This window comes from Bacillus spizizenii TU-B-10, from assembly GCF_000227465.1.
GTDB lineage: Bacteria > Bacillota > Bacilli > Bacillales > Bacillaceae > Bacillus > Bacillus spizizenii.
This window is the reverse complement of sequence record NC_016047.1, coordinates 3,480,402-3,499,194: the sequence shown is the minus strand read 5'-3', so window position 1 is coordinate 3,499,194 and position 18,793 is coordinate 3,480,402. Positions and strand designations below refer to the sequence as shown.

The following is an 18,793-nucleotide window of genomic DNA, read 5'->3' as shown; positions in this document are numbered from 1 at the left end:
TTCCTTACAATGCCCAATATGTAACAGAGAATACCGCTCTAATAAAAAAACAGATGCAGCAAGCGCTGCACCTGTTTCTTATTCATGAACCGTATCCAAATGTTTCACCGTTATATTTTTGAATGAGGCTGTGCCGCCTTCAGAATAAAGAGTAATGCCTTTATCTTCAGGCTTTGGGAACACTTCATTTGAAAAAACGGTTTTCCCATCGTCGACAAATACTTCTATCGTTGTTTTATCCACGAGAATTTTCAAATGCACATTCTGTTTGCTTACATCGTATGGAGCCTGGCTTTCGACATAGGTCTTGCTTTTGTCAGGCTGATTTGTGGCCGCTCTGTTGACATATGCATAGCCGCCTTCGGCAAAAATGCCGACATCAATATGGCGTTTTTGATCTTCTGACTCTCTCAGTCTGACGCCAGCATTCTTCAGCTCTGACCAAGAAAGATCCATTTCAAGCTGGTACGTATCACCTGTGATGGACAGTGTTTTTGATCCGTTCACATCTTGATCCTCTTCTTTGTCAGTTGAAACGGTCAGCTGATCCAAAGCTTCGGTCGGCTGTGAGATGAGGCTGTATGTGCCATCCTCCTCTTGCAGCCGGAGTTCGCGTATGACAGAATCTGTGCCGTTAAAGCCGTTCTTCAGTGTCGGTGTGTTGTTGGCGTAATCCCAATTGTTCATCCAGGCAAGCGCATACCGCTTTTTTAATGGATCTGTGCTTTTGCCGTCTTCGAACGTCACGCCGCCGTACCAGTCAAAGCCGTAGTCAAGCCATTGGGCTTCGGTCTGATCCGCTGTAAATTCTTTTCCGTCGAAGCCTCCGGTCCAGTAGGCGTACGTATTTGGTTTGCCCCACGGTTTGCCGTTCGCGCTCGCGCCGAGAACCCATTTATTCGTTCCGTCGCTTGCCCGCATCATGTAGAGGTCAGGACATTCGACCATTCCCGCCTGCTCTGGGAAGAATCCGCTTGTGTAATGCCAGTCCTTAAGATTATCGGATTTATAAAAGCCGATTTTTGATCCTTCAGCCATGACCATGACCCATTTGTTATCCTGGCCATCCCATATCACTTTCGGATCTCTAAAATCGTCTGTGCCCGGATTAGGCATAACGGGATTGCCACTGTAGAATTTGAATGATTTTCCTTTGTCTGTGCTGTACCACAAATGTTGCTCCTGCTTTTTGTCTTTGGCTGAAGGCTGTGTCACAATCGCGACAAGCGCGTTTTTCCCGAAGCCGGCTGTGTTCTCTTTATCCACCACGACGGAACCGGTCCAAATATCACCGTCCGGGTTTGTATATTTCGGAATCGCCACGCCTTCATCAGTCCAATGCACCAAATCCTCTGATACGGCATGGCGCCATTCTGTGCCGTTGCCTTTTGGGTAATCCCGGTTATATAGATAGAAATAATGATACTTGCCATCAAAATAGATCGGTTTTTGAGGGTCATTTTTCCATTTGTCCGGTGTCGTAAAATGATATGCCGCTCGGTAGTCCGGCTTCTGTGTTGATTTTGTTTTTTTGACAGGTTCTTCTTTTGGAAATAAGTCGATAAACAGCAATATTCCTAAAAAGGTTAGGAATACGGTTAGCCATTTGCCTGCTTTTTTATAGTTCATATGGGATTCACCTTTATGATGTTGATAAGAAATAAAAGAAAATGCCAATAGGATATTGGCATTTTCTTTTGCGTTTTTATTTGTTAACTGTTAATTGTCCTTGTTCAAGGATGCTGTCTTTGACAACAGATGTTTTCTTGCCTTTGATGTTCAACAGGAAGCTTGGCGCAAACGTTGATTGTTTGTCTGCGTAGAATCCTCTGTTTGTCATGTAGCTTGTAATCACGACATTGTTTCCTTTCGCTTGAGGTACAGCGAAGTGTGAGTAAGTAAAGGTCACATCGTTAGGATCAAGGTCCATTTTTAACACAAGGCCTGTTTTGTTCAGCGGCTTGTATGGGCCAGTTAAAGAATTAGAAACATAACCAAGCATGTAAATGTCGTTAGATGTGATGCCGTCAATTGTCATTTTTGATCCGCGAGAGTCAGTGAACAGGTACCATTTTCCGTTCATTTTAAAGACGTTCGCGCGTTCAATTTCATCTGTGACTGTGTTAGATGCAATCAGCGGTTTCATGACTTTTTTCAGTGTGTAGTCATCGTTTAGCTCAATGATGCCGAGTGCGCCGTTTGCTAATTCAGCCGTGCGTTTTTTATCGCTTTGCAGAAGCTTTTTACTCTCTTGACGGAAGAACGATGTGCTTTTGCCATAGTATGCTTTGTTAAATAATGATTCTTCGCCTTGGTAGCCGTCTTCAGTTCCAGTGTTTGCTTCAAATACTAAGTATTTGTGGCCTTTATCTTCTACGTAGTGAGGATCTCTCAGCGTATGGTTATCGCCTGAGCTGTAGTTGCCTTCATCGATGAACTGCTGTACATTTTGATACGTTTTGCCGTCACCGTCAAAGATTGATTTATAATCCTCTACACCGTTGATGTTCAAAGAGCTGTCTGATGCTGATACGTTAACTTGTGCAGTTGTTAGTGTTTGTTTACCGTAATGTTTACCGGAGAAATCAGTGTAGAATAAACGAATTTTTCCGTCAGATGTAAATGTAGCTGAACCAGACCATTCTTGTGTTTGTTCTTTTAGGATAGAATCATTCGCATCGAATTTGTCGCTGTCTTTAAAGACGCGGCCAGCGTTTTTCCAGCTGTCAATAGAAGTTTCGCCGACTTTTTGATAGAACATGTAAATGGATGTGTCATCCGCATTTTTAGGGTCTCCGGCTAATGCAAAGACGATGTGGTAGCCGTGATAGTTTGCGACTGTGCCGTCAGCGTTTTGCAATGGCCAGCTGTCCCAAACGTCCAGGCCTTTTGCAGAAGAGATATTTTTAATTGTGGATTGATCGAATTCGGGCACCTGATATTTTTCGTTTTTTTGCTGTTCAGGGATTTGCAGCATATCATGGCGGGTAATATGGGTAATGCCGTACGTTTCCTTATACGGTTTTTGATTTGTTTCTTTCGCAAACGCTTGAGTCGCGCCTCCTGCCAGCAGTGCAGTAGTAAAGGTTAATACTGTTGCTTGTTTTGCAAACTTTTTGATGTTCATCGTTCATGTCTCCTTTTTTATGTACTGTGTTAGCGGTCTGCTTCGTCCAGCCCTCCTGTTTGAAGATGGCAAGTCAGTTACGCACAATAAAAAAAGACCTAAAATATGTAAGGGGTGACGCCAAAGAATACACTTTGCCCTTTACACATTTTAGGTCTTGCCTGCTTTATCAGTAACAAACCTGCGTGATTTACTTTTCGACATCATTCTATTAGACTCTCGTTTGGATTGCAACTGGTCTATTTTCCTCTTTTGTTTGATAGAAAATCATAAAAGAATGTAAAGGTTACGGGTCTAAAGAACTAACTTGTTTATCTATTTCTTTTTATTCTCTGTATTTTTTATAACGCCTGATGTATGGGCATAAAGTTACCTTTTGAGTAATGATTCAGAAAATGATCATCCTTGGTGAACCATGCCTTGAAATTAATCTTGGATCATAAGCAGTAATTCGTTTTGGGAACTTACTGCTGTCATTTCTATTTTTGAGCACAGTCGGGCAGATACCGTTTCAATGTCAGTAACGACCAATATAATAATGTATTGCTAGTCAACAAATGATAGAAGCGAAAGAATTTTTTTAGGAGGAAAAAGTCATGCCGCCACGGCCATCAAAATGGATTAAGAGGAACGATCGACCGGAACCTCTTTTATCACCAAGTGTCATGCAAGGCAGAAATGGAAACACCCCAACATCTCAACAAAACCAGCCCTTCGCACCAATTACTAACCAGCCTATTTCTGCTTTCAGAGCCACAAGCAATATGAATTTGTCAGTGGCTGCAAATGCAGCAAGCGGAGTCTTATTTCAAAATGAGCAATTTGATTTGGCGAATGAATATAACCCCGACACATCTACATTTTCACCGAGAACAGCAGGCGTATATTCTCTTAACGCATCAGTTGAGTTTCAAGCGAATGCGAATGTTGACTTCAACTTAGAAGTCGTATTTCTCGTGAATCAAGATGTGGTAGGCGGAAATAACGAAACTCAAGCAGGGAATCTCCCGGCAGTCGTAGCCATTACGGAAATACTTCAGTTAAACGCTGGAGATACGGTGACAGTTGCCATGAGAAGTACTGCCGCCGGAACAATTCAAGCGACTACGAGAACTCGTTTTGCAGCCGCTAGAGTTCCTTCTCTGACTTCGTAAAAAAGGGATATTTGATTCAGGCAGATCAAAGCCGCTCTATATTAAAGTTGATTTTTCCTGTTTTGGATTGATCAGCTTTTTTATTATTTTCAAAATAATTGAAACGTTAATAGTTTAGTAACGTACAGAGAAAAGGGAGGTGGAGGAATGAAGCAGTATAAAAGGAAGCATCTTAAGACGTTATTTGAGACATTAGGCGAAAAATATCAATTCAACGGGACGATTCTGGCTGCGGAGGATGGCGATATCTTATATCATCACTCTTTCGGTTATGCAGAATTGACGGAAAAGCGCCCCTTGCAAACCAACTCTTTGTTTGAGTTAGCGTCTTTGTCAAAGCCTTTTACAGCTATGGGAATCATATTGCTGGAGGAGAAAGGAATTCTTGGATATGAAGACAAAGTGGAGCGGTGGCTGCCGGGTTTTCCGTATCAGGGTATAACGATTCGGCATTTATTGAACCATACGTCAGGGCTTCCTGAATATATGGGATGGTTTTATAGCAATTGGGATCAACACAAGATTGCGCTGAATCAGGATATTGTCGATATGCTGATGAATGAGGGGCTTCCTAATTATTTTGAGCCGAATGAAGGCTGGCTGTACAGCAATACGGGGTATGTGCTGCTGGCGGTTATTATTGAAAAAGCATCTGGCATGAGCTATGCGGATTTTATGAATACAAGTATTTTTTCACCGGTCGGCATGAATAAAACGAGAGTGTATAACAGGAGGCTTCGGCCTGAGCGGATTGATCATTATGCATATGGATATGTGTATGATGTACATTCCGAAACGTACGTCCTTCCTGATGATCTGGAGGAAACAAGCTATGTCGTTTACCTCGATGGCATACAAGGAGACGGAACGGTGAACTCTGTCACAAGCGATTTGTTTCGATTTGATCAGGCTTTATATCAGGATGATTTAATCAGTAATGCTTCTAAGGAAGCCGCGTTTTCACCGGTACGCCTGAATAATGGGGGAACGTTTGATTACGGCTTTGGCTGGGTGCTGCAAAACAGTCCTGAAAAAGGGCAGATTGTCAGCCATAGCGGAGGGTGGCCCGGCTATTCGACGACGATGATCCGATATATCGATCATCGTAAAACGCTGATCTATTTGAGTAATAAAGAAGAGGATGCTGAATATGAACAAGCGATTCTGAAGGCTGCGGAAAATATTCTATTTGGCCAGCCGTATGAGATCCCAGAACGTCCTGCTGATAAGAAGAAAAAAGCAATTGATACGGCGATATACAGCCGCTATGTTGGCAGCTACTCGTTTCAGGATGGGACGGCTGCACGGGTGACGGCCGAGAATGAACGTCTTTATTTGGAGATCACTGGGCAGCTGAGACTGGAATTGTTTCCTTCCTCGGAAACCCGTTTCTTTCTGCGATCATTGTCTGTTGAATTAGAATTTATGTTAGGTGATGATGTTGTGAAAAGCTTTATCATTTATGAGGATGGAACAGAAGAAGAAGCGGTCCGTACGAATTAGAAAGGGATGAGCGTAATGATCGGAATATTAGCCGGAATGGGGCCGAAATCGACCTCGCCGTTTATTGATAAGGTGATTGATTACTGTCAGAAGCTGTATGGGGCTTCAAACGATGCTGACTATCCGCACATGATGATCTATTCATGTCCGACACCCTTCTATGCAGATCGTCCGATTGACCATGGTGAGATGAAAAGAGCAATTATCGACGGAGCGGTAAAGCTCGAGAAAACAGGCGTTGATTTCATTGCGCTGCCTTGTAATACGGCACATGTCTACTATGAAGAGATTCAGCAGGCATTGTCGGTTCCTTTGTTGCATATCATTGAGGAAACGATAAAAGAGATTCCGCATCCTGCAAAAAAAGCGGTGGTTTTAGGAACAGATTCAACCATCCAATCCGTCATCTACCAAAAAGGGCTGAAGGCAAATGGACAAGAAGCTGTTCACAAGGACCATTGGCAGCAGGCTGTGAATCAGCTCATCGCTGCAATCAAACAGCCAAATCATATGCAGCATACACAAGCATTGTGGCAGACGCTATATGAAGAAATCAGTCAGCATGCAGACATCATCATTTCAGCTTGCACGGATTTAAATGCGGTGTTAGATCATATTCAAAGTGAGATTCCGATTATAGATTCCTCTGACTGTCTTGCAAAAAGCACTGTCAGCACATATCTTGCCTATCAAAGCTAGTATCAAACAAGGGCTGTTTTCACAGCCCTTGTTTTTTTATATTCCTATTGTTTGACAGTTAACTATAATGATGTTAAAGTAAACATGTAAATAGTTACATGATTTTTTCTGAAGGTGAGGTGGTGCTCATGAAGAAGCCGGTTTTAAAACCATTCGCCTCTTTAGAAATCAAGGTTGATCCGCCTATCACCATTGGTGAGACAGGCCTGGGACTGAGACGATTCATTCCGATTCGTTCGGGAACAATAACCGGGGAAATAAAGGGGCGTATTTTGCCGGGCGGTGCAGATTCACAAATCATTCGCGCTGACGGCAGAACAGATTTATCTGCCAGGTATGTGATCGAAACAGCAGATCATGAACTGATTTACATTGAAAACAATGGAATACGGCAAGTCAGCGAGCCGTTTCGAAAACAAGCCGCGGCCGGGGAAATCATTGATCCGGAGCATGTTTATTTCCGTACGATGCCGACATTTGAAACAGGCAGTGAAGTCTATCAATGGCTGCATGACCGCTTGTTTATCGGTTCCGCAGAAAGAACCCCTGATTACGTTCGACTAGACATTTATGAAGTTCAGTAAAGACTAAGGAGAGTGTGAAAGATGGAAAACTTTATCGGAAGCCACATGATTTATACTTATGAAAACGGTTGGGAATACGAGATTTATATTAAAAACGACCATACAATTGATTATAGAATTCATAGCGGAATGGTTGCCGGACGCTGGGTTCGGGATCAGGAAGTCAATATTGTCAAACTGACAGAAGGCGTATATAAAGTGTCTTGGACAGAGCCGACAGGCACAGATGTTTCATTAAACTTTATGCCGAATGAAAAACGCATGCACGGCATTATTTTCTTCCCGAAATGGGTGCATGAACATCCTGAAATTACGGTCTGCTACCAAAATGACCACATTGATCTGATGAAAGAATCCCGCGAAAAATATGAAACGTATCCAAAATACGTTGTACCTGAATTTGCGGAGATTACATTTCTGAAAAATGAGGGAGCCGACAATGAAGAAGTGATTTCGAAAGCTCCTTATGAAGGAATGACAGACGATATTCGCGCGGGAAAATTGTAAAAAACATAAAAACCCGGGAAAGAGAATTACTTCTCTTTCCCGGGTTTTCTTTTTGCTTTATATTCGGGAACCATCACAATTCCCGCGAAAAACAGTATGATTCCAGTCCAGCGGATGGGCTGGTAATAGGCTGTGTCCCGTAAAAACACCACTTCTGACAAAATCATGATACAAGCTGCCACAACGATGACAGCACCAATGTATCCCGTTTTCCCCATGTTTATTCTCCTTGTGAAGGGAATAGTTTCTGCCTTTTTTCAGATTCAGGATCGTTTTCGATCGTAATCTTTGAATCTAATATCAGCGTCTGTCTTGTTTCTTCATGATACGCCGGCCATTTTACATCTTCAGTGCTTGGGTTTCCTGTTTTGGCGAACGTGAACCATGCTGATTGTATGGTGTGAGAAAGCTGTTTCACCTCATCCGTAACATCTGCTTTTGCCATCCGCTCTAACCCGTCGAGATTTCCGAAAACAAAAGGAAGCTCTAATGCGTGAAACGCTTTATTGTACGGCGGTTTACCAGAGTGCCAATCGAATCGGTACATCCATACAGGCGCGTAATGAGACTGGGCGGAGGCATAGGCGACGGCCGGGCGCCAAAATAACAAATCAGTCATCATATGAATTTGGCTTTCCAGCGAACGCGGATATAGATCGGAAACTTTCTCGGCTAGCGGCTGCCCTAATAAATACTCAAGCGCGGCATCAAGCGTTTCCTGAGAATGAACGTCTGAGTCCGGGGTGAAAAATAAATATCCTTCATCGCGGTTTGTTCCGATTAACAGCGGAATGCCGGCAGCAGCACCTTCTGCGATTGCTTTTTCTGGTTCAGCAGGCAGCGTTTTCGGATCAAGGGCGGGCTGGAAGAACAGCTGAAAGATATTTTCATTTTCTGCTTTCCGAAGCTGATCGGCCGCTTGAAGCAAATCTTCCGCAGATACAGTGTGCAATCTGTCCAATTGGCTCTCGTTAATCCCCAGGACCTTTAAAAAGGCTGCTGCGGTGCTAGCTGCTTTTTCTTTTGTCATTGTTCTAGAAGCGCCGCTTTCCATGATCGCTTTCTGGAACAGGCCTTTTGCCGCAGGCATAGCGAGCAGCGCGGCAATGCTCATACCGCCTGCGGATTCTCCAAATACCGTTACGTTATCCGGATCACCGCCAAATGCTGAGATATTGTCTCGCACCCATTTCAGTGCGGCGGCTTGGTCCAAAAGCCCAAGGTTATCGGAATACGCCTCATCAAACGAAGACAAATGTAAAAATCCAAACGGCCCTAGACGATAATTCAGTGTAACGACAATGACTTCTCCCTGCGCCGCAAGTCTTGACCCATCGTATAATGGCTCACTGCCTGCTCCAAGATAAAAAGCGCCGCCGTGAATCCACACCATGACAGGCAGGTTTTGACTTGGAGTGTCAGGCGCAAATACATTGACATACAGGCAATCCTCAGACTGTCGGGGAAGCTCAGCGTATGAAAGTGACAGCAAATCAGACGGCTGCGGGCAAATAGGGCCGTACGCTGTTGCGTCCAGTTCGTTCTCCCACGCTTCCGGAGGTTCCGGTGCTTTAAAACGCAATGGTCCGACAGGCGGTTTGGCATAGGGGATGCCTTTCCATTTATGTACGCCATTTTCTGTTGTGCCTTTTACTTTGCCGTATTGAGTTGTTACTGTTTTATGAGTCATCGCATTCTCTCCCTTTTTCCCCCATTATAAACAGATTTGCCCTGCGGATGCGAACGTGAGCCCTTAGCCGATATTCATCTTCCCATTGTTTTGAAGAAGGATTTGACTTCCTGAACGGTTAAGCCGATTTCTCTTGCTTCCGCCATCAGCGCTTTCCATTCTTCTATATTGGATTCTGTCAGTTTACGATTGCGATAGGAAGCGGTTTCAGGCTGTTCTTTCTTCAGTATGTTCGTAAAAGTGAACAGTTCTTCCTTTTCCATTCCGGCTTGGACGGCTTGCACAAGATGCACGCGCCATTCTTCTTCACCGCCGCTGATTTTTTCATACATCATTGTTTCTGCGTCGAATAATTCTGTTAATTCAACCTCCAGTGTGGCGGAAATTTTCTTTAAAAATTGAACGGACGGATTTGTATGAACGCCTCTTTCAATCTTGCTTAAATAGGATTTAGATACACCTGACTCCACAGCCAGCTGATTAATAGAATAGCCTTTTCTTTTACGGTACAAACGGATAATTCTTCCAATCATGATATGAAATTCTCCTCTATTCCTGTCGTTATTTTGTTCATTATAAGGAATTATTCGTTCTTTATAAAATTTAAAATAATAAGGGAAGTGCAGTAAATAAGAGGAAAATCATGATTTTGTTCTCTAAAGAGAACTTATTGGCTTATTTTGCAATTTTTAAATAATAAAGTTTTCTTTTATAATCCAATCATTAACAGAAAGGGGCGCGGGAAGCCAGCCGCGGGAAGGCTGAAGGCTATGAATACATGAATGAGAATATGAGTTTTAAAGAATTATATGCGATTGTCAGACACAGATTCGTGCTGATTCTGCTCATCACAATCGGCGTCACCGTTATGACGGGCTTTGTGCAATTTAAGGTCATTTCACCGACCTATCAAGCATCGACGCAAGTGCTGGTTCATGAATCAGACGGTGAAGAAAACTCGAATCTCAGTGACATCCAGCGAAATCTTCAGTACAGCAGCACGTTCCAATCGATTATGAAAAGCACTGCCTTGATGGAAGAGGTCAAGGCGGAATTGCATCTTTCTGAATCGGCTTCCTCGCTGAAAGGAAAAGTGATTACCAGCAGTGAAAATGAATCAGAAATTATCACCGTTGCCGTTCAGGACCACGATCCGGCGAAAGCGGCTGAGATTGCGAACACATTAGTGAACAAGTTTGAAAAAGAAGTAGATGAAAGAATGAACGTACAAGGCGTGCATATTTTATCAGAGGCGAAGGCTTCTGAAAGCCCAATGATCAAGCCGGCCCGGCTGCGAAATATGGTTATGGCTTTTGGCGCTGCTGTCATGGGCGGCATTACACTGGCATTTTTTCTGCATTTTCTCGATGATACGTGCAAAAGCGCACGGCAGCTCAGCGAGAGAACCGGATTGCCATGCTTAGGCTCCGTCCCTGATGTTCAAAAAGGGCGGAATCGCGGGATAAAACATTTCGGGGAGTGAAGCGAGTGGTCTTTAGAAAAAAGAAAGCAAGACGAGGTTTGGCTCAAATATCCGTTTTACACAATAAATCAATTGTTGCGGAACAATATCGCACCATTCGGACAAACATTGAGTTTTCATCCGTTCAGACCAACTTGCGGTCTATCCTCGTCACCTCCTCTGTGCCTGGTGAAGGTAAATCGTTCAGTGCAGCGAATCTTGCGGCTGTCTTTGCGCAGCAGCAGGAAAAGAAAGTGCTGCTGGTGGATGCCGATTTAAGAAAGCCCACCATCAATCAGACATTTCAGGTTGAGAATGTAACCGGGCTGACAAATGTGCTGGTCGGGAATGCTTCACTCAGTGAGACGGTGCAAAAGACGCCGATCGATAACTTGTATGTGCTGACAAGCGGACCGACCCCGCCGAATCCGGCTGAACTGCTGTCTTCAAAAGCGATGGGAGATTTAATATCTGACATCTATGAACAATTCAGCCTCGTCATCTTTGATTCCCCTCCGCTTTTGGCTGTTGCGGATGCTCAGATTCTAGCAAATCAGACAGATGGCAGCGTGCTCGTTGTTTTAAGCGGAAAAACAAAAACTGATACCGTCCTGAAAGCAAAGGATGCACTGGAACAATCCAATGCGAAGCTGTTAGGCGCTCTTTTAAACAAAAAGAAAATGAAAAAATCGGAACACTATTCCTACTAAATAGATGGTAAAGGTGATGTCTCCTGACCTGTATCAATGGAGGCACTCGGCTCTGCTGTGGGCAGCTGAAGTTGTTGCCTTAGATGCTGGTCGTCGCTGGCGGGGCGTGAGGACGGGTTAAATGCCCACTTATCTGATATATACATAGGATGTATTGTCGGTTTAGCTGCTGCCGATGTTTTGGTGGACGAAAACCGCCGCAGCTAAACCGATAAAAGAATTAGGGGGGAAAAGGTTGAGTTACCGGAGAAGACTGTCAATGATTATTGCGCTGGATACTTATCTCGTTTTAAATTCAGTTATTGCAGGATATCAATTTTTAAAAGATTCCTATCAATTTTATGACTCCGGAGCATTATTGCTTACCGCTGTCAGCTTGCTCCTCAGCTATCATGTATGTGCTTTCCTGTTCCGTCAGTATAAACAGGTGTGGACATACACCGGTCTCGGCGAGCTGATCGTCCTGCTTAAGGGCATTACGCTTTCAGCCGCTGTGACAGGCGTCATTCAGTATGCTGTGTATCATACGATGTTCTTCCGTCTGTTAACCGCATGCTGGGTGCTTCAGCTTTTGTCTATTGGAGGAACCCGTGTTTTATCCAGAGTGTTAAAAGAAAGCATCAGAAAAAAACGCAGCGCATCATCCCGCGCGCTGATTATCGGGGCGGGCTCAGGAGGGACTCTGATGGTCAGGCAGCTGCTTTCAAAAGATGATCCTGACATCATACCTGTCGCTTTTATTGATGACGACCAAACGAAGCATAAATTAGAAATTATGGGGCTGCCCGTAATCGGCGGAAAAGAAAGTATCATGCCTGCGGTGCAAAAGCTCAAAATTAACTATATTATTATTGCCATTCCTTCACTCCGCACCCATGAGCTTCAGGTGTTATATAAAGAATGTGTGCGAACTGGAGTAAACATTAAAATTATGCCTCATTTTGATGAAATGCTGCTCGGCACACGAACTGCCGGACAAATCAGAGATGTAAAAGCTGAGGATTTGCTCGGCAGAAAGCCGGTAACCCTCGACACAAGCGAAATTTCGAACCGCATCAAAGGAAAAACAGTTCTTGTCACGGGAGCGGGCGGATCAATCGGCTCAGAAATCTGCCGGCAGATCAGCCCGTTTCAGCCTAATGCAATCATTCTGCTCGGCCATGGGGAAAACAGCATTCATTCGATTTATACAGAGCTGAACGGACGATTCGGCAAACACATTGTGTTCCATACGGAAATTGCGGATGTGCAGGACCGCGATAAAATGTTTACCTTGATGAAAAAGTACGAGCCGCACGTTGTCTACCATGCAGCTGCCCATAAGCATGTGCCTTTAATGGAACATAATCCTGAAGAGGCTGTCAAAAACAATATCATCGGAACAAAAAATGTCGCGGAAGCAGCCGATATGTCGGGGACAGAGACGTTTGTGCTGATTTCATCAGACAAAGCGGTGAACCCGGCTAATGTAATGGGGGCGACAAAACGATTCGCCGAGATGATTATTATGAATCTTGGAAAAATCAGCAGAACCAAGTTTGTCGCTGTCCGCTTCGGCAATGTACTTGGGAGCCGCGGCAGCGTCATTCCGATTTTCAAAAAACAGATTGAAAAAGGTGGCCCGGTGACGGTAACACATCCGGCCATGACCCGCTATTTCATGACGATACCCGAGGCCTCAAGACTTGTCATCCAGGCCGGGGCACTGGCGAAAGGGCGTCAGATTTTCGTTCTCGATATGGGGGAGCCTGTAAAGATTGTGGATCTTGCCAAAAACCTCATTCATTTGTCCGGCTACACGACTGAGCAGATTCCAATCGAATTCACAGGCATTCGTCCCGGCGAAAAAATGTATGAGGAATTGCTGAATAAAAATGAAGTACACGCTGAACAAATCTTTCCGAAAATTCATATCGGCAAAGCAGTTGACGGCGATTGGCCGGTGCTGATGCGCTTTATTGAGGATTTTAATGATCTGCCGGAAGCCGACTTGAGAGCGAGGCTGTTTGCGGCAATCAATACATCAGACGAAATGACGGCTGCCAGTGCTCATTAGGGGGAGTGAAGATGACGAAAAAGATATTGTTTTGCGCGACTGTCGATTATCATTTTAAAGCCTTTCACCTCCCTTACTTTAAATGGTTTAAACGAATGGGCTGGGAGGTTCATGTCGCTGCGAGCGGACAAACCAAGCTGCCGTATGTGGATGAGAAGTTCTCCATCCCAATTCGCAGGTCACCCTTTCATCCTCAGAATCTGGCCGTTTACAGACAGCTGAAGGAAGTGATCAACACCAATCAATACGATATTGTCCATTGCCATACGCCGGTCGGCGGCGTGCTTGCCAGACTAGCGGCGAGGCAGGCCAGGCGGCATGGAACAAAGGTGCTGTACACAGCGCACGGATTTCACTTTTGCAGCGGAGCGCCGATGAAAAATTGGCTGCTTTACTATCCGATTGAGAAATGGCTTTCGGCATATACAGACTGCCTGATTACGATCAATGAAGAGGATTACACACGGGCGAAGAGACTTCAAAGGCGGAGCGGAAAGACGCAGAAAATTCATGGCATCGGCGTCAATACCGAGCGGTTCCGGCCTGTCAGCCTGGAAGAGCAGCAAAGACTTAGAGAAAAACACGGTTTCCGTGAAGATGATTTTATATTGGTTTATCCCGCTGAGCTCAATCTGAACAAAAACCAGAAGTTGTTAATTGAAGCCGCAGCCTTGCTGAAAGAACACATTCCGTCGCTCCGCCTTGTTTTTGCCGGAGAAGGAGCGATGGAACAAGCGTATCGAACGTTGGCTGAAAAGCTTGGTGCTTCCGGCAATGTCCGCTTTTACGGCTTTTGCCGCGACATTCATGAGCTGATTCAGCTTGCAGATGTATCTGTCGCATCAAGCATCAGGGAGGGCCTCGGCATGAATGTGCTTGAGGGGATGGCAGCGGAAAAACCGGCGATTGCCACGGATAACCGCGGGCATCGGGAAATCATCCGGGATGGAGAAAACGGTTTTCTGATCAACATCGGTGACAGTGCCGCTTTTGCCCGCCGAATTGAACAGCTTTACCATAAGCCGGAACTCTGCAGAAAGCTGGGACAGGAAGGCCGAAAAACAGCCTTGCGCTTTTCGGAGTCGCGAACGGTGGAAGAAATGGCAGATATTTATTCCGCGTACATGGATATGGATACAAAGGAGAAAAGCGTATGAACTCAGGACCAAAAGTTTCTGTCATTATGGGCATTTATAATTGTGAACGCACTTTGGCGGAAAGCATTGAATCCATACTCAGCCAATCCTATAAAAATTGGGAGCTGATTATGTGCGATGATGCGTCAACAGACGGCACGCTCCGCATCGCGAAGCAGTATGCCGCTCATTACAGCGACCGCATCAAGCTGATTCAAAACAAAACAAACAAGCGGCTTGCCGCTTCATTAAATCATTGTCTTTCGCATGCGACAGGCGAGTATATCGCACGTCAGGATGGAGACGACTTTTCATTCCCGCGCCGTCTGGAAAAGCAGGTCGCGTTTTTAGAAAAGCACCACCACTATCAGGTGGTTGGCACCGGCATGCTTGTATTTGATGAATGTGGCGTAAGGGGCACACGCATCCTGCCTTCTGTTCCAGAGCCGGGCATCATGGCAAAAGGAACCCCGTTTTGCCACGGAACAATTATGATGAGAGCCAGCGCCTACCGAACGCTGAAAGGCTACCGTTCGGTGCGGCGGACGAGACGGATGGAGGATATTGATTTGTGGCTTCGCTTTTTTGAAGAGGGCTTCAGAGGCTACAATCTCCAAGAAGCGTTGTATAAAGTAAGGGAAGACAGTGATGCATTCAAACGGAGGTCATTTACGTATTCCATAGACAATGCCATCCTTGTCTATCAGGCATGCAGACGCTTGAAGCTTCCTCTATCTGATTACATATATATTGCAAAACCGTTAATTCGCGCATTTATGCCTCCAGCAGTGATGAATCGCTACCACAAAAAAAGAGTGATGAACCAAAAGGAAGGGCTTGTCAAGCATGAGTAGCAGCCAAAAACGCGTGCTTCAAGTTCTCAGCGGCATGAACAGGGGCGGCGCGGAAACCATGGTGATGAATTTATATCGGAAAATGGACAGGAGCAAAGTACAATTTGATTTTTTAACGTATCGAAATGATCCGTGCGCTTATGATGAAGAGATTTTATCTTTAGGCGGGCGGCTTTTTTATGTCCCGAGCATCGGGCAAAGCAATCCCCTTACATTTGTGAGGAATGTAAGAAACACGATAAAAGAAAACGGGCCGTTCAGCGCCGTTCATGCGCACACGGATTTTCAAACGGGTTTTATCGCCCTTGCGGCAAGGCTTGCCGGAGTGCCGGTCAGGGTATGCCATTCCCACAATACGTCGTGGAAGACCGGCTTCAATTGGAAGGATCGCCTGCAGCTGATGGTGTTTAGGCGGCTTATTTTGGCGAATGCGACAGCACTGTGTGCCTGCGGAGAGGATGCGGGCAGGTTTTTATTCGGCCAGTCCAACATGGAGCGGGAGCGTGTTCATCTCCTTCCGAACGGGATTGATCTTGATTTGTTCGCCCCAAATGGGCAGAGAGCTGATGAAGAAAAAACAGCACGCGGCATTGCTGCTGACCGTCTCATCATTGGCCATGTGGCCCGGTTTCATGAAGTGAAAAACCACGCGTTTTTGCTGAAGCTTGCCGCACATCTCAAAGAACGAGGGGTTCGCTTTCAGCTCGTTCTTGCAGGAGACGGGCCGTTGCGCGAGAAAATGGAAGAGGAGGCGCGGCAGCAGAATCTGCTTTCAGAAGTCCTCTTTTTAGGCACTGAAGAACGCATTCATGAGCTGATGCGCACATTTGATGTGTTTGTCATGCCGTCTCTATACGAAGGCTTGCCGGTGGTATTAGTGGAAGCGCAGGCATCGGGGCTTCCATGCATTATTTCAGACAACATTACAGATAAAGTTGACGCTGGGCTTGGGCTTGTGACGAGATTGAGTCTTTCTGAGCCGATCGGCATCTGGGCTGAAACCATTGCAAGAGCGGCCGCCGCAGGCAGGCCGAAGCAGGAGCTCATCCAAGGTACACTCGCAAAACTTGGCTACGATGCACAGCAAAACGTAGGAGCGCTGCTGAATGTATACAACATTACTAGCGGAAAAGGACAATAAACGATGATTGTATATGCCGTCAATATGGGAATTGTATATATTTGGTCTTGGTTTGCCAAAATGTGCGGCGGCCGTGACGATTCGCTCGCCACGGGGTATCGGCCGAATAAACTTTTGATTTGGATTCCGCTTGCTTCACTTGTGCTCGTGTCGGGTCTCCGTTACAGAGTCGGCACGGATTTTCAGACGTACACACTGCTGTACGAATTGGCGGGCGATTATCAAAATGTGTGGCAGATATTCGGTTTCGGCACAGCAAAAACGGCGACAGATCCGGGCTTTACCGCACTCCTTTGGCTGATGAATTTTATCACGGAAGATCCGCAAATCATGTATATAACGGTTGCGGCCGTGACCTACAGTTTGGTTATGAAGACACTCGCTGATTACGGAAGGCCGTTTGAGCTGAGTGTCTTTTTATTTTTAGGAACCTTTCATTATTACGCGTCTTTTAACGGCATCAGGCAATACATGGTGGCAGCCGCATTGTTTTGGGCGATCCGTTATATCATCAGCGGGAACTGGAAGCGATATTTTCTAATCGTGCTGATCAGCTCGCTCTTTCATTCTTCGGCACTGATTATGATTCCGGTGTACTTTATTGTCAGAAGAAAAGCCTGGTCACCGGCGATATTCGGTTTATCCGCTCTATTTCTTGGCATGACGTTTTTATATCAAAAATTTGTTTCTGTGTTTGTCGTTGTGCTTGAAAACAGCTCATACAGCCATTATGAAAAATGGCTCATGACAAACACAAATGGAATGAATGTGATCAAAATCGCTGTCTTGGTTCTGCCGCTGTTTCTCGCCTTTTGCTACAGAGCGCGTCTGCGAAAGCTGTGGCCGCAAATCGACATCGTCGTCAATTTGTGCCTGCTCGGTTTTTTGTTCGGGCTTTTGGCCACAAAGGATGTGATCTTTGCCAGATTCAATATTTATTTCGGCCTGTATCAAATGATCTTAGTCCCTTATTTCGTCAGGATATTTGATGAAAAATCGAATGCCCTTATCTATATCGCTATCATTGTTTGTTATTTTCTTTACAGTTATTTGCTTATGCCGGTTGATTCGTCCGTTCTGCCTTACAGAACGATTTTTTCCCGGTAATTTATGCAAGAGGAGCCGGTCATTATGGAAACACCTGCGGTTAGTCTGTTAGTCGCTGTTTATAACACAGAAACATATATCAGAACGTGTCTCGAATCGCTGCGGAACCAGACGCTGAATAATATTGAAATCATCATTGTCAATGACGGTTCAGGAGATGCCAGCCCGGATATCGCGGAGGAATACGCCAAAAACGATCACAGATTCAGGGTGATTCATCAGGAGAACCAGGGTCTCGGCGCGGTTCGGAATAAAGGCATCGACGCGGCACGCGGCGAGTTTATCGCGTTTATAGATTCAGACGATTGGATCGAACCTGATTATTGCGAGCGAATGCTCCAGGCATCAGACGATAAAACGGATCTGGTCATTTGCAATTACGCCGCGGAGTTTGAGGACACTGGAAAAGCCATGATCTCTGACATTGCGGAAACCTACCAGGATCAGCCGAAGGAGCAGTATATCAAGGCGTTATTTGAAGGAAAGGTCAGAGGGTTTTCATGGAACAAACTGTACAGAAGAAGCATGGTTGAAGCGCATCGGCTGTCGTTTCCGCTCCGCGGCGAGCTAGAGCATGTAGAGGATCAGTTTTTCAGCTTTCGGGCTCATTTTTTCGCCCGCTCTGTATCCTATGTGAAAGCGCCGCTCTATCATTACCGGATTCACCTTTCCTCCATTGTGCAAAGCTATCAGAAAAAACTGTTTGAATCAGGGCTTGCGCTGTATGAGGCAAATGCAGCGTTTTTACAGGAGAACAACAAACTGGAGGCGTACCAAAAGGAGCTTGATACTTTTATGGTGCTTCACAGCAGCATCTGTATGCTGAACGAATGGAAAACAAGCGGGAGCCGCCGGCTGCTCGAAAAGCTTAGAAATGTCGGCGTAATTTGCGCGGATCCAGTGTTTCGGGAGAGCCTCTCAAAAACGGGTACTGCGCCCTTTGACGCAAAACGATCATGCCTGCTTCTGATGGCGAAATACAGAATGATTCCGTTCGTCGCTATGGCCTCGGCCGTGTATCAGCGGGCGATCGAGTACAAAATGAGAAACAGAGGGTGAGGAC

17 protein-coding genes and 1 pseudogene are annotated in these 18,793 nt (G+C 45.3%); 13 read left to right on the top strand and 5 right to left on the bottom strand.

Going from position 1 to position 18,793, the window contains the following annotated elements:
• Window positions 1-78 precede the first annotated feature (78 nt).
• Entirely contained in the window at window positions 79-1,629 is a 1,551-nt protein-coding gene (levB, locus tag GYO_RS39560) for a 2,6-beta-fructan 6-levanbiohydrolase (protein WP_014115254.1), read from the bottom strand.
• A 76-nt stretch (window positions 1,630-1,705) separates the two neighbouring features.
• Window positions 1,706-3,127: a levansucrase gene (sacB, locus tag GYO_RS39555; protein WP_014115253.1), complete on the bottom strand. Its 1,422-nt coding sequence runs from the start codon at window positions 3,125-3,127 to the stop codon at window positions 1,706-1,708.
• 596 nt (window positions 3,128-3,723) lie between these two features.
• On the opposite strand from sacB, the gene GYO_RS39550 reads away from it, so the two are divergent.
• The 5 genes from GYO_RS39550 to padC all read left to right on the top strand — a co-directional run bounded on the left by GYO_RS39550 (window position 3,724) and on the right by padC (window position 7,574).
• Window positions 3,724-4,281: a C1q-like domain-containing protein gene (locus tag GYO_RS39550; protein WP_041521077.1), complete on the top strand. Its 558-nt coding sequence runs from the start codon at window positions 3,724-3,726 to the stop codon at window positions 4,279-4,281.
• Window positions 4,282-4,428: 147 nt separating this feature from the next.
• Entirely contained in the window at window positions 4,429-5,784 is a 1,356-nt protein-coding gene (locus tag GYO_RS39545) for a serine hydrolase (protein WP_014115251.1), read from the top strand.
• Between the two features lie 15 nt (window positions 5,785-5,799).
• Window positions 5,800-6,483, top strand: coding sequence for a broad specificity amino-acid racemase RacX (gene racX, locus GYO_RS39540; RefSeq protein WP_014115250.1), 684 nt, complete (start codon window positions 5,800-5,802; stop codon window positions 6,481-6,483).
• A 128-nt stretch (window positions 6,484-6,611) separates the two neighbouring features.
• Entirely contained in the window at window positions 6,612-7,067 is a 456-nt protein-coding gene (locus GYO_RS39535) for a DUF3237 domain-containing protein (protein ID WP_014115249.1), read from the top strand.
• Window positions 7,068-7,088: 21 nt separating this feature from the next.
• Window positions 7,089-7,574 (top strand): phenolic acid decarboxylase, encoded by a 486-nt coding sequence (gene padC / locus GYO_RS39530; protein ID WP_003235304.1) that lies wholly within the window; start codon window positions 7,089-7,091, stop codon window positions 7,572-7,574.
• Window positions 7,575-7,600: 26 nt separating this feature from the next.
• Here the strand turns inward: padC and GYO_RS39525 are convergent, their stop codons facing one another.
• The 3 genes from GYO_RS39525 to slrR all read right to left on the bottom strand — a co-directional run bounded on the left by GYO_RS39525 (window position 7,601) and on the right by slrR (window position 9,797).
• A complete protein-coding gene (locus GYO_RS39525; RefSeq protein WP_014115248.1) occupies window positions 7,601-7,792 on the bottom strand; it encodes a hypothetical protein in 192 nt (63 codons plus the stop codon).
• Window positions 7,793-7,794: 2 nt separating this feature from the next.
• Entirely contained in the window at window positions 7,795-9,264 is a 1,470-nt protein-coding gene (gene pnbA, locus GYO_RS39520; RefSeq protein WP_014115247.1) for a para-nitrobenzyl esterase, read from the bottom strand.
• 74 nt (window positions 9,265-9,338) lie between these two features.
• Window positions 9,339-9,797, bottom strand: a complete 459-nt coding sequence (slrR, locus tag GYO_RS39515) for an HTH-type transcriptional regulator SlrR (protein WP_003219874.1) — start codon at window positions 9,795-9,797, stop codon at window positions 9,339-9,341.
• 245 nt (window positions 9,798-10,042) lie between these two features.
• On the opposite strand from slrR, the gene GYO_RS39510 reads away from it, so the two are divergent.
• The 8 genes and pseudogenes from GYO_RS39510 (at window position 10,043) to GYO_RS39475 (ending at window position 18,789) form a co-directional block, all read left to right on the top strand.
• Window positions 10,043-10,747, top strand: coding sequence for a YveK family protein (locus GYO_RS39510; protein WP_014115246.1), 705 nt, complete (start codon window positions 10,043-10,045; stop codon window positions 10,745-10,747).
• 5 nt (window positions 10,748-10,752) lie between these two features.
• A complete protein-coding gene (gene epsB / locus GYO_RS39505) occupies window positions 10,753-11,436 on the top strand; it encodes a protein tyrosine kinase EpsB (protein ID WP_014115245.1) in 684 nt (227 codons plus the stop codon).
• Window positions 11,437-11,671: 235 nt separating this feature from the next.
• The gene (locus GYO_RS39500; protein WP_174269684.1) at window positions 11,672-13,492 is read left to right on the top strand and encodes a polysaccharide biosynthesis protein; all 1,821 of its coding nucleotides are present in this window, start codon (window positions 11,672-11,674) and stop codon (window positions 13,490-13,492) included.
• A gap of 11 nt (window positions 13,493-13,503) precedes the next feature.
• The gene (locus tag GYO_RS39495) at window positions 13,504-14,649 is read left to right on the top strand and encodes a glycosyltransferase family 4 protein (protein ID WP_014115243.1); all 1,146 of its coding nucleotides are present in this window, start codon (window positions 13,504-13,506) and stop codon (window positions 14,647-14,649) included.
• Window positions 14,646-15,482: a glycosyltransferase EpsE gene (epsE, locus tag GYO_RS39490; RefSeq protein WP_014115242.1), complete on the top strand. Its 837-nt coding sequence runs from the start codon at window positions 14,646-14,648 to the stop codon at window positions 15,480-15,482. The genes GYO_RS39495 and epsE overlap by 4 nt, the downstream gene beginning before the upstream one ends.
• Window positions 15,475-16,630: pseudogene (locus GYO_RS39485) on the top strand (glycosyltransferase family 1 protein). The gene epsE and the pseudogene GYO_RS39485 overlap by 8 nt, the downstream one beginning before the upstream one ends.
• Window positions 16,627-17,730: a biofilm exopolysaccharide biosynthesis protein EpsG gene (epsG, locus tag GYO_RS39480; protein WP_014115240.1), complete on the top strand. Its 1,104-nt coding sequence runs from the start codon at window positions 16,627-16,629 to the stop codon at window positions 17,728-17,730. The pseudogene GYO_RS39485 and the gene epsG overlap by 4 nt, the downstream one beginning before the upstream one ends.
• A gap of 24 nt (window positions 17,731-17,754) precedes the next feature.
• The gene (locus tag GYO_RS39475) at window positions 17,755-18,789 is read left to right on the top strand and encodes a glycosyltransferase family 2 protein (RefSeq protein WP_014115239.1); all 1,035 of its coding nucleotides are present in this window, start codon (window positions 17,755-17,757) and stop codon (window positions 18,787-18,789) included.
• Window positions 18,790-18,793: the final 4 nt, after the last annotated feature.

Bases quoted from the DNA above. Each gene is read 5' to 3' on its own strand.
- levB (WP_014115254.1), bottom strand. From the start codon at position 1,629: ATGAACTATAAAAAAGCAGGCAAATGGCTAACCGTATTCCTAACCTTT.
- sacB (WP_014115253.1), bottom strand. From the start codon at position 3,127: ATGAACATCAAAAAGTTTGCAAAACAAGCAACAGTATTAACCTTTACT.
- GYO_RS39550 (WP_041521077.1), top strand. From the start codon at position 3,724: ATGCCGCCACGGCCATCAAAATGGATTAAGAGGAACGATCGACCGGAA.
- GYO_RS39545 (WP_014115251.1), top strand. From the start codon at position 4,429: ATGAAGCAGTATAAAAGGAAGCATCTTAAGACGTTATTTGAGACATTA.
- racX (WP_014115250.1), top strand. From the start codon at position 5,800: ATGATCGGAATATTAGCCGGAATGGGGCCGAAATCGACCTCGCCGTTT.
- GYO_RS39535 (WP_014115249.1), top strand. From the start codon at position 6,612: ATGAAGAAGCCGGTTTTAAAACCATTCGCCTCTTTAGAAATCAAGGTT.
- padC (WP_003235304.1), top strand. From the start codon at position 7,089: ATGGAAAACTTTATCGGAAGCCACATGATTTATACTTATGAAAACGGT.
- GYO_RS39525 (WP_014115248.1), bottom strand. From the start codon at position 7,792: ATGGGGAAAACGGGATACATTGGTGCTGTCATCGTTGTGGCAGCTTGT.
- pnbA (WP_014115247.1), bottom strand. From the start codon at position 9,264: ATGACTCATAAAACAGTAACAACTCAATACGGCAAAGTAAAAGGCACA.
- slrR (WP_003219874.1), bottom strand. From the start codon at position 9,797: ATGATTGGAAGAATTATCCGTTTGTACCGTAAAAGAAAAGGCTATTCT.
- GYO_RS39510 (WP_014115246.1), top strand. From the start codon at position 10,043: ATGAATGAGAATATGAGTTTTAAAGAATTATATGCGATTGTCAGACAC.
- GYO_RS39495 (WP_014115243.1), top strand. From the start codon at position 13,504: ATGACGAAAAAGATATTGTTTTGCGCGACTGTCGATTATCATTTTAAA.
- epsE (WP_014115242.1), top strand. From the start codon at position 14,646: ATGAACTCAGGACCAAAAGTTTCTGTCATTATGGGCATTTATAATTGT.
- epsG (WP_014115240.1), top strand. From the start codon at position 16,627: ATGATTGTATATGCCGTCAATATGGGAATTGTATATATTTGGTCTTGG.
- GYO_RS39475 (WP_014115239.1), top strand. From the start codon at position 17,755: ATGGAAACACCTGCGGTTAGTCTGTTAGTCGCTGTTTATAACACAGAA.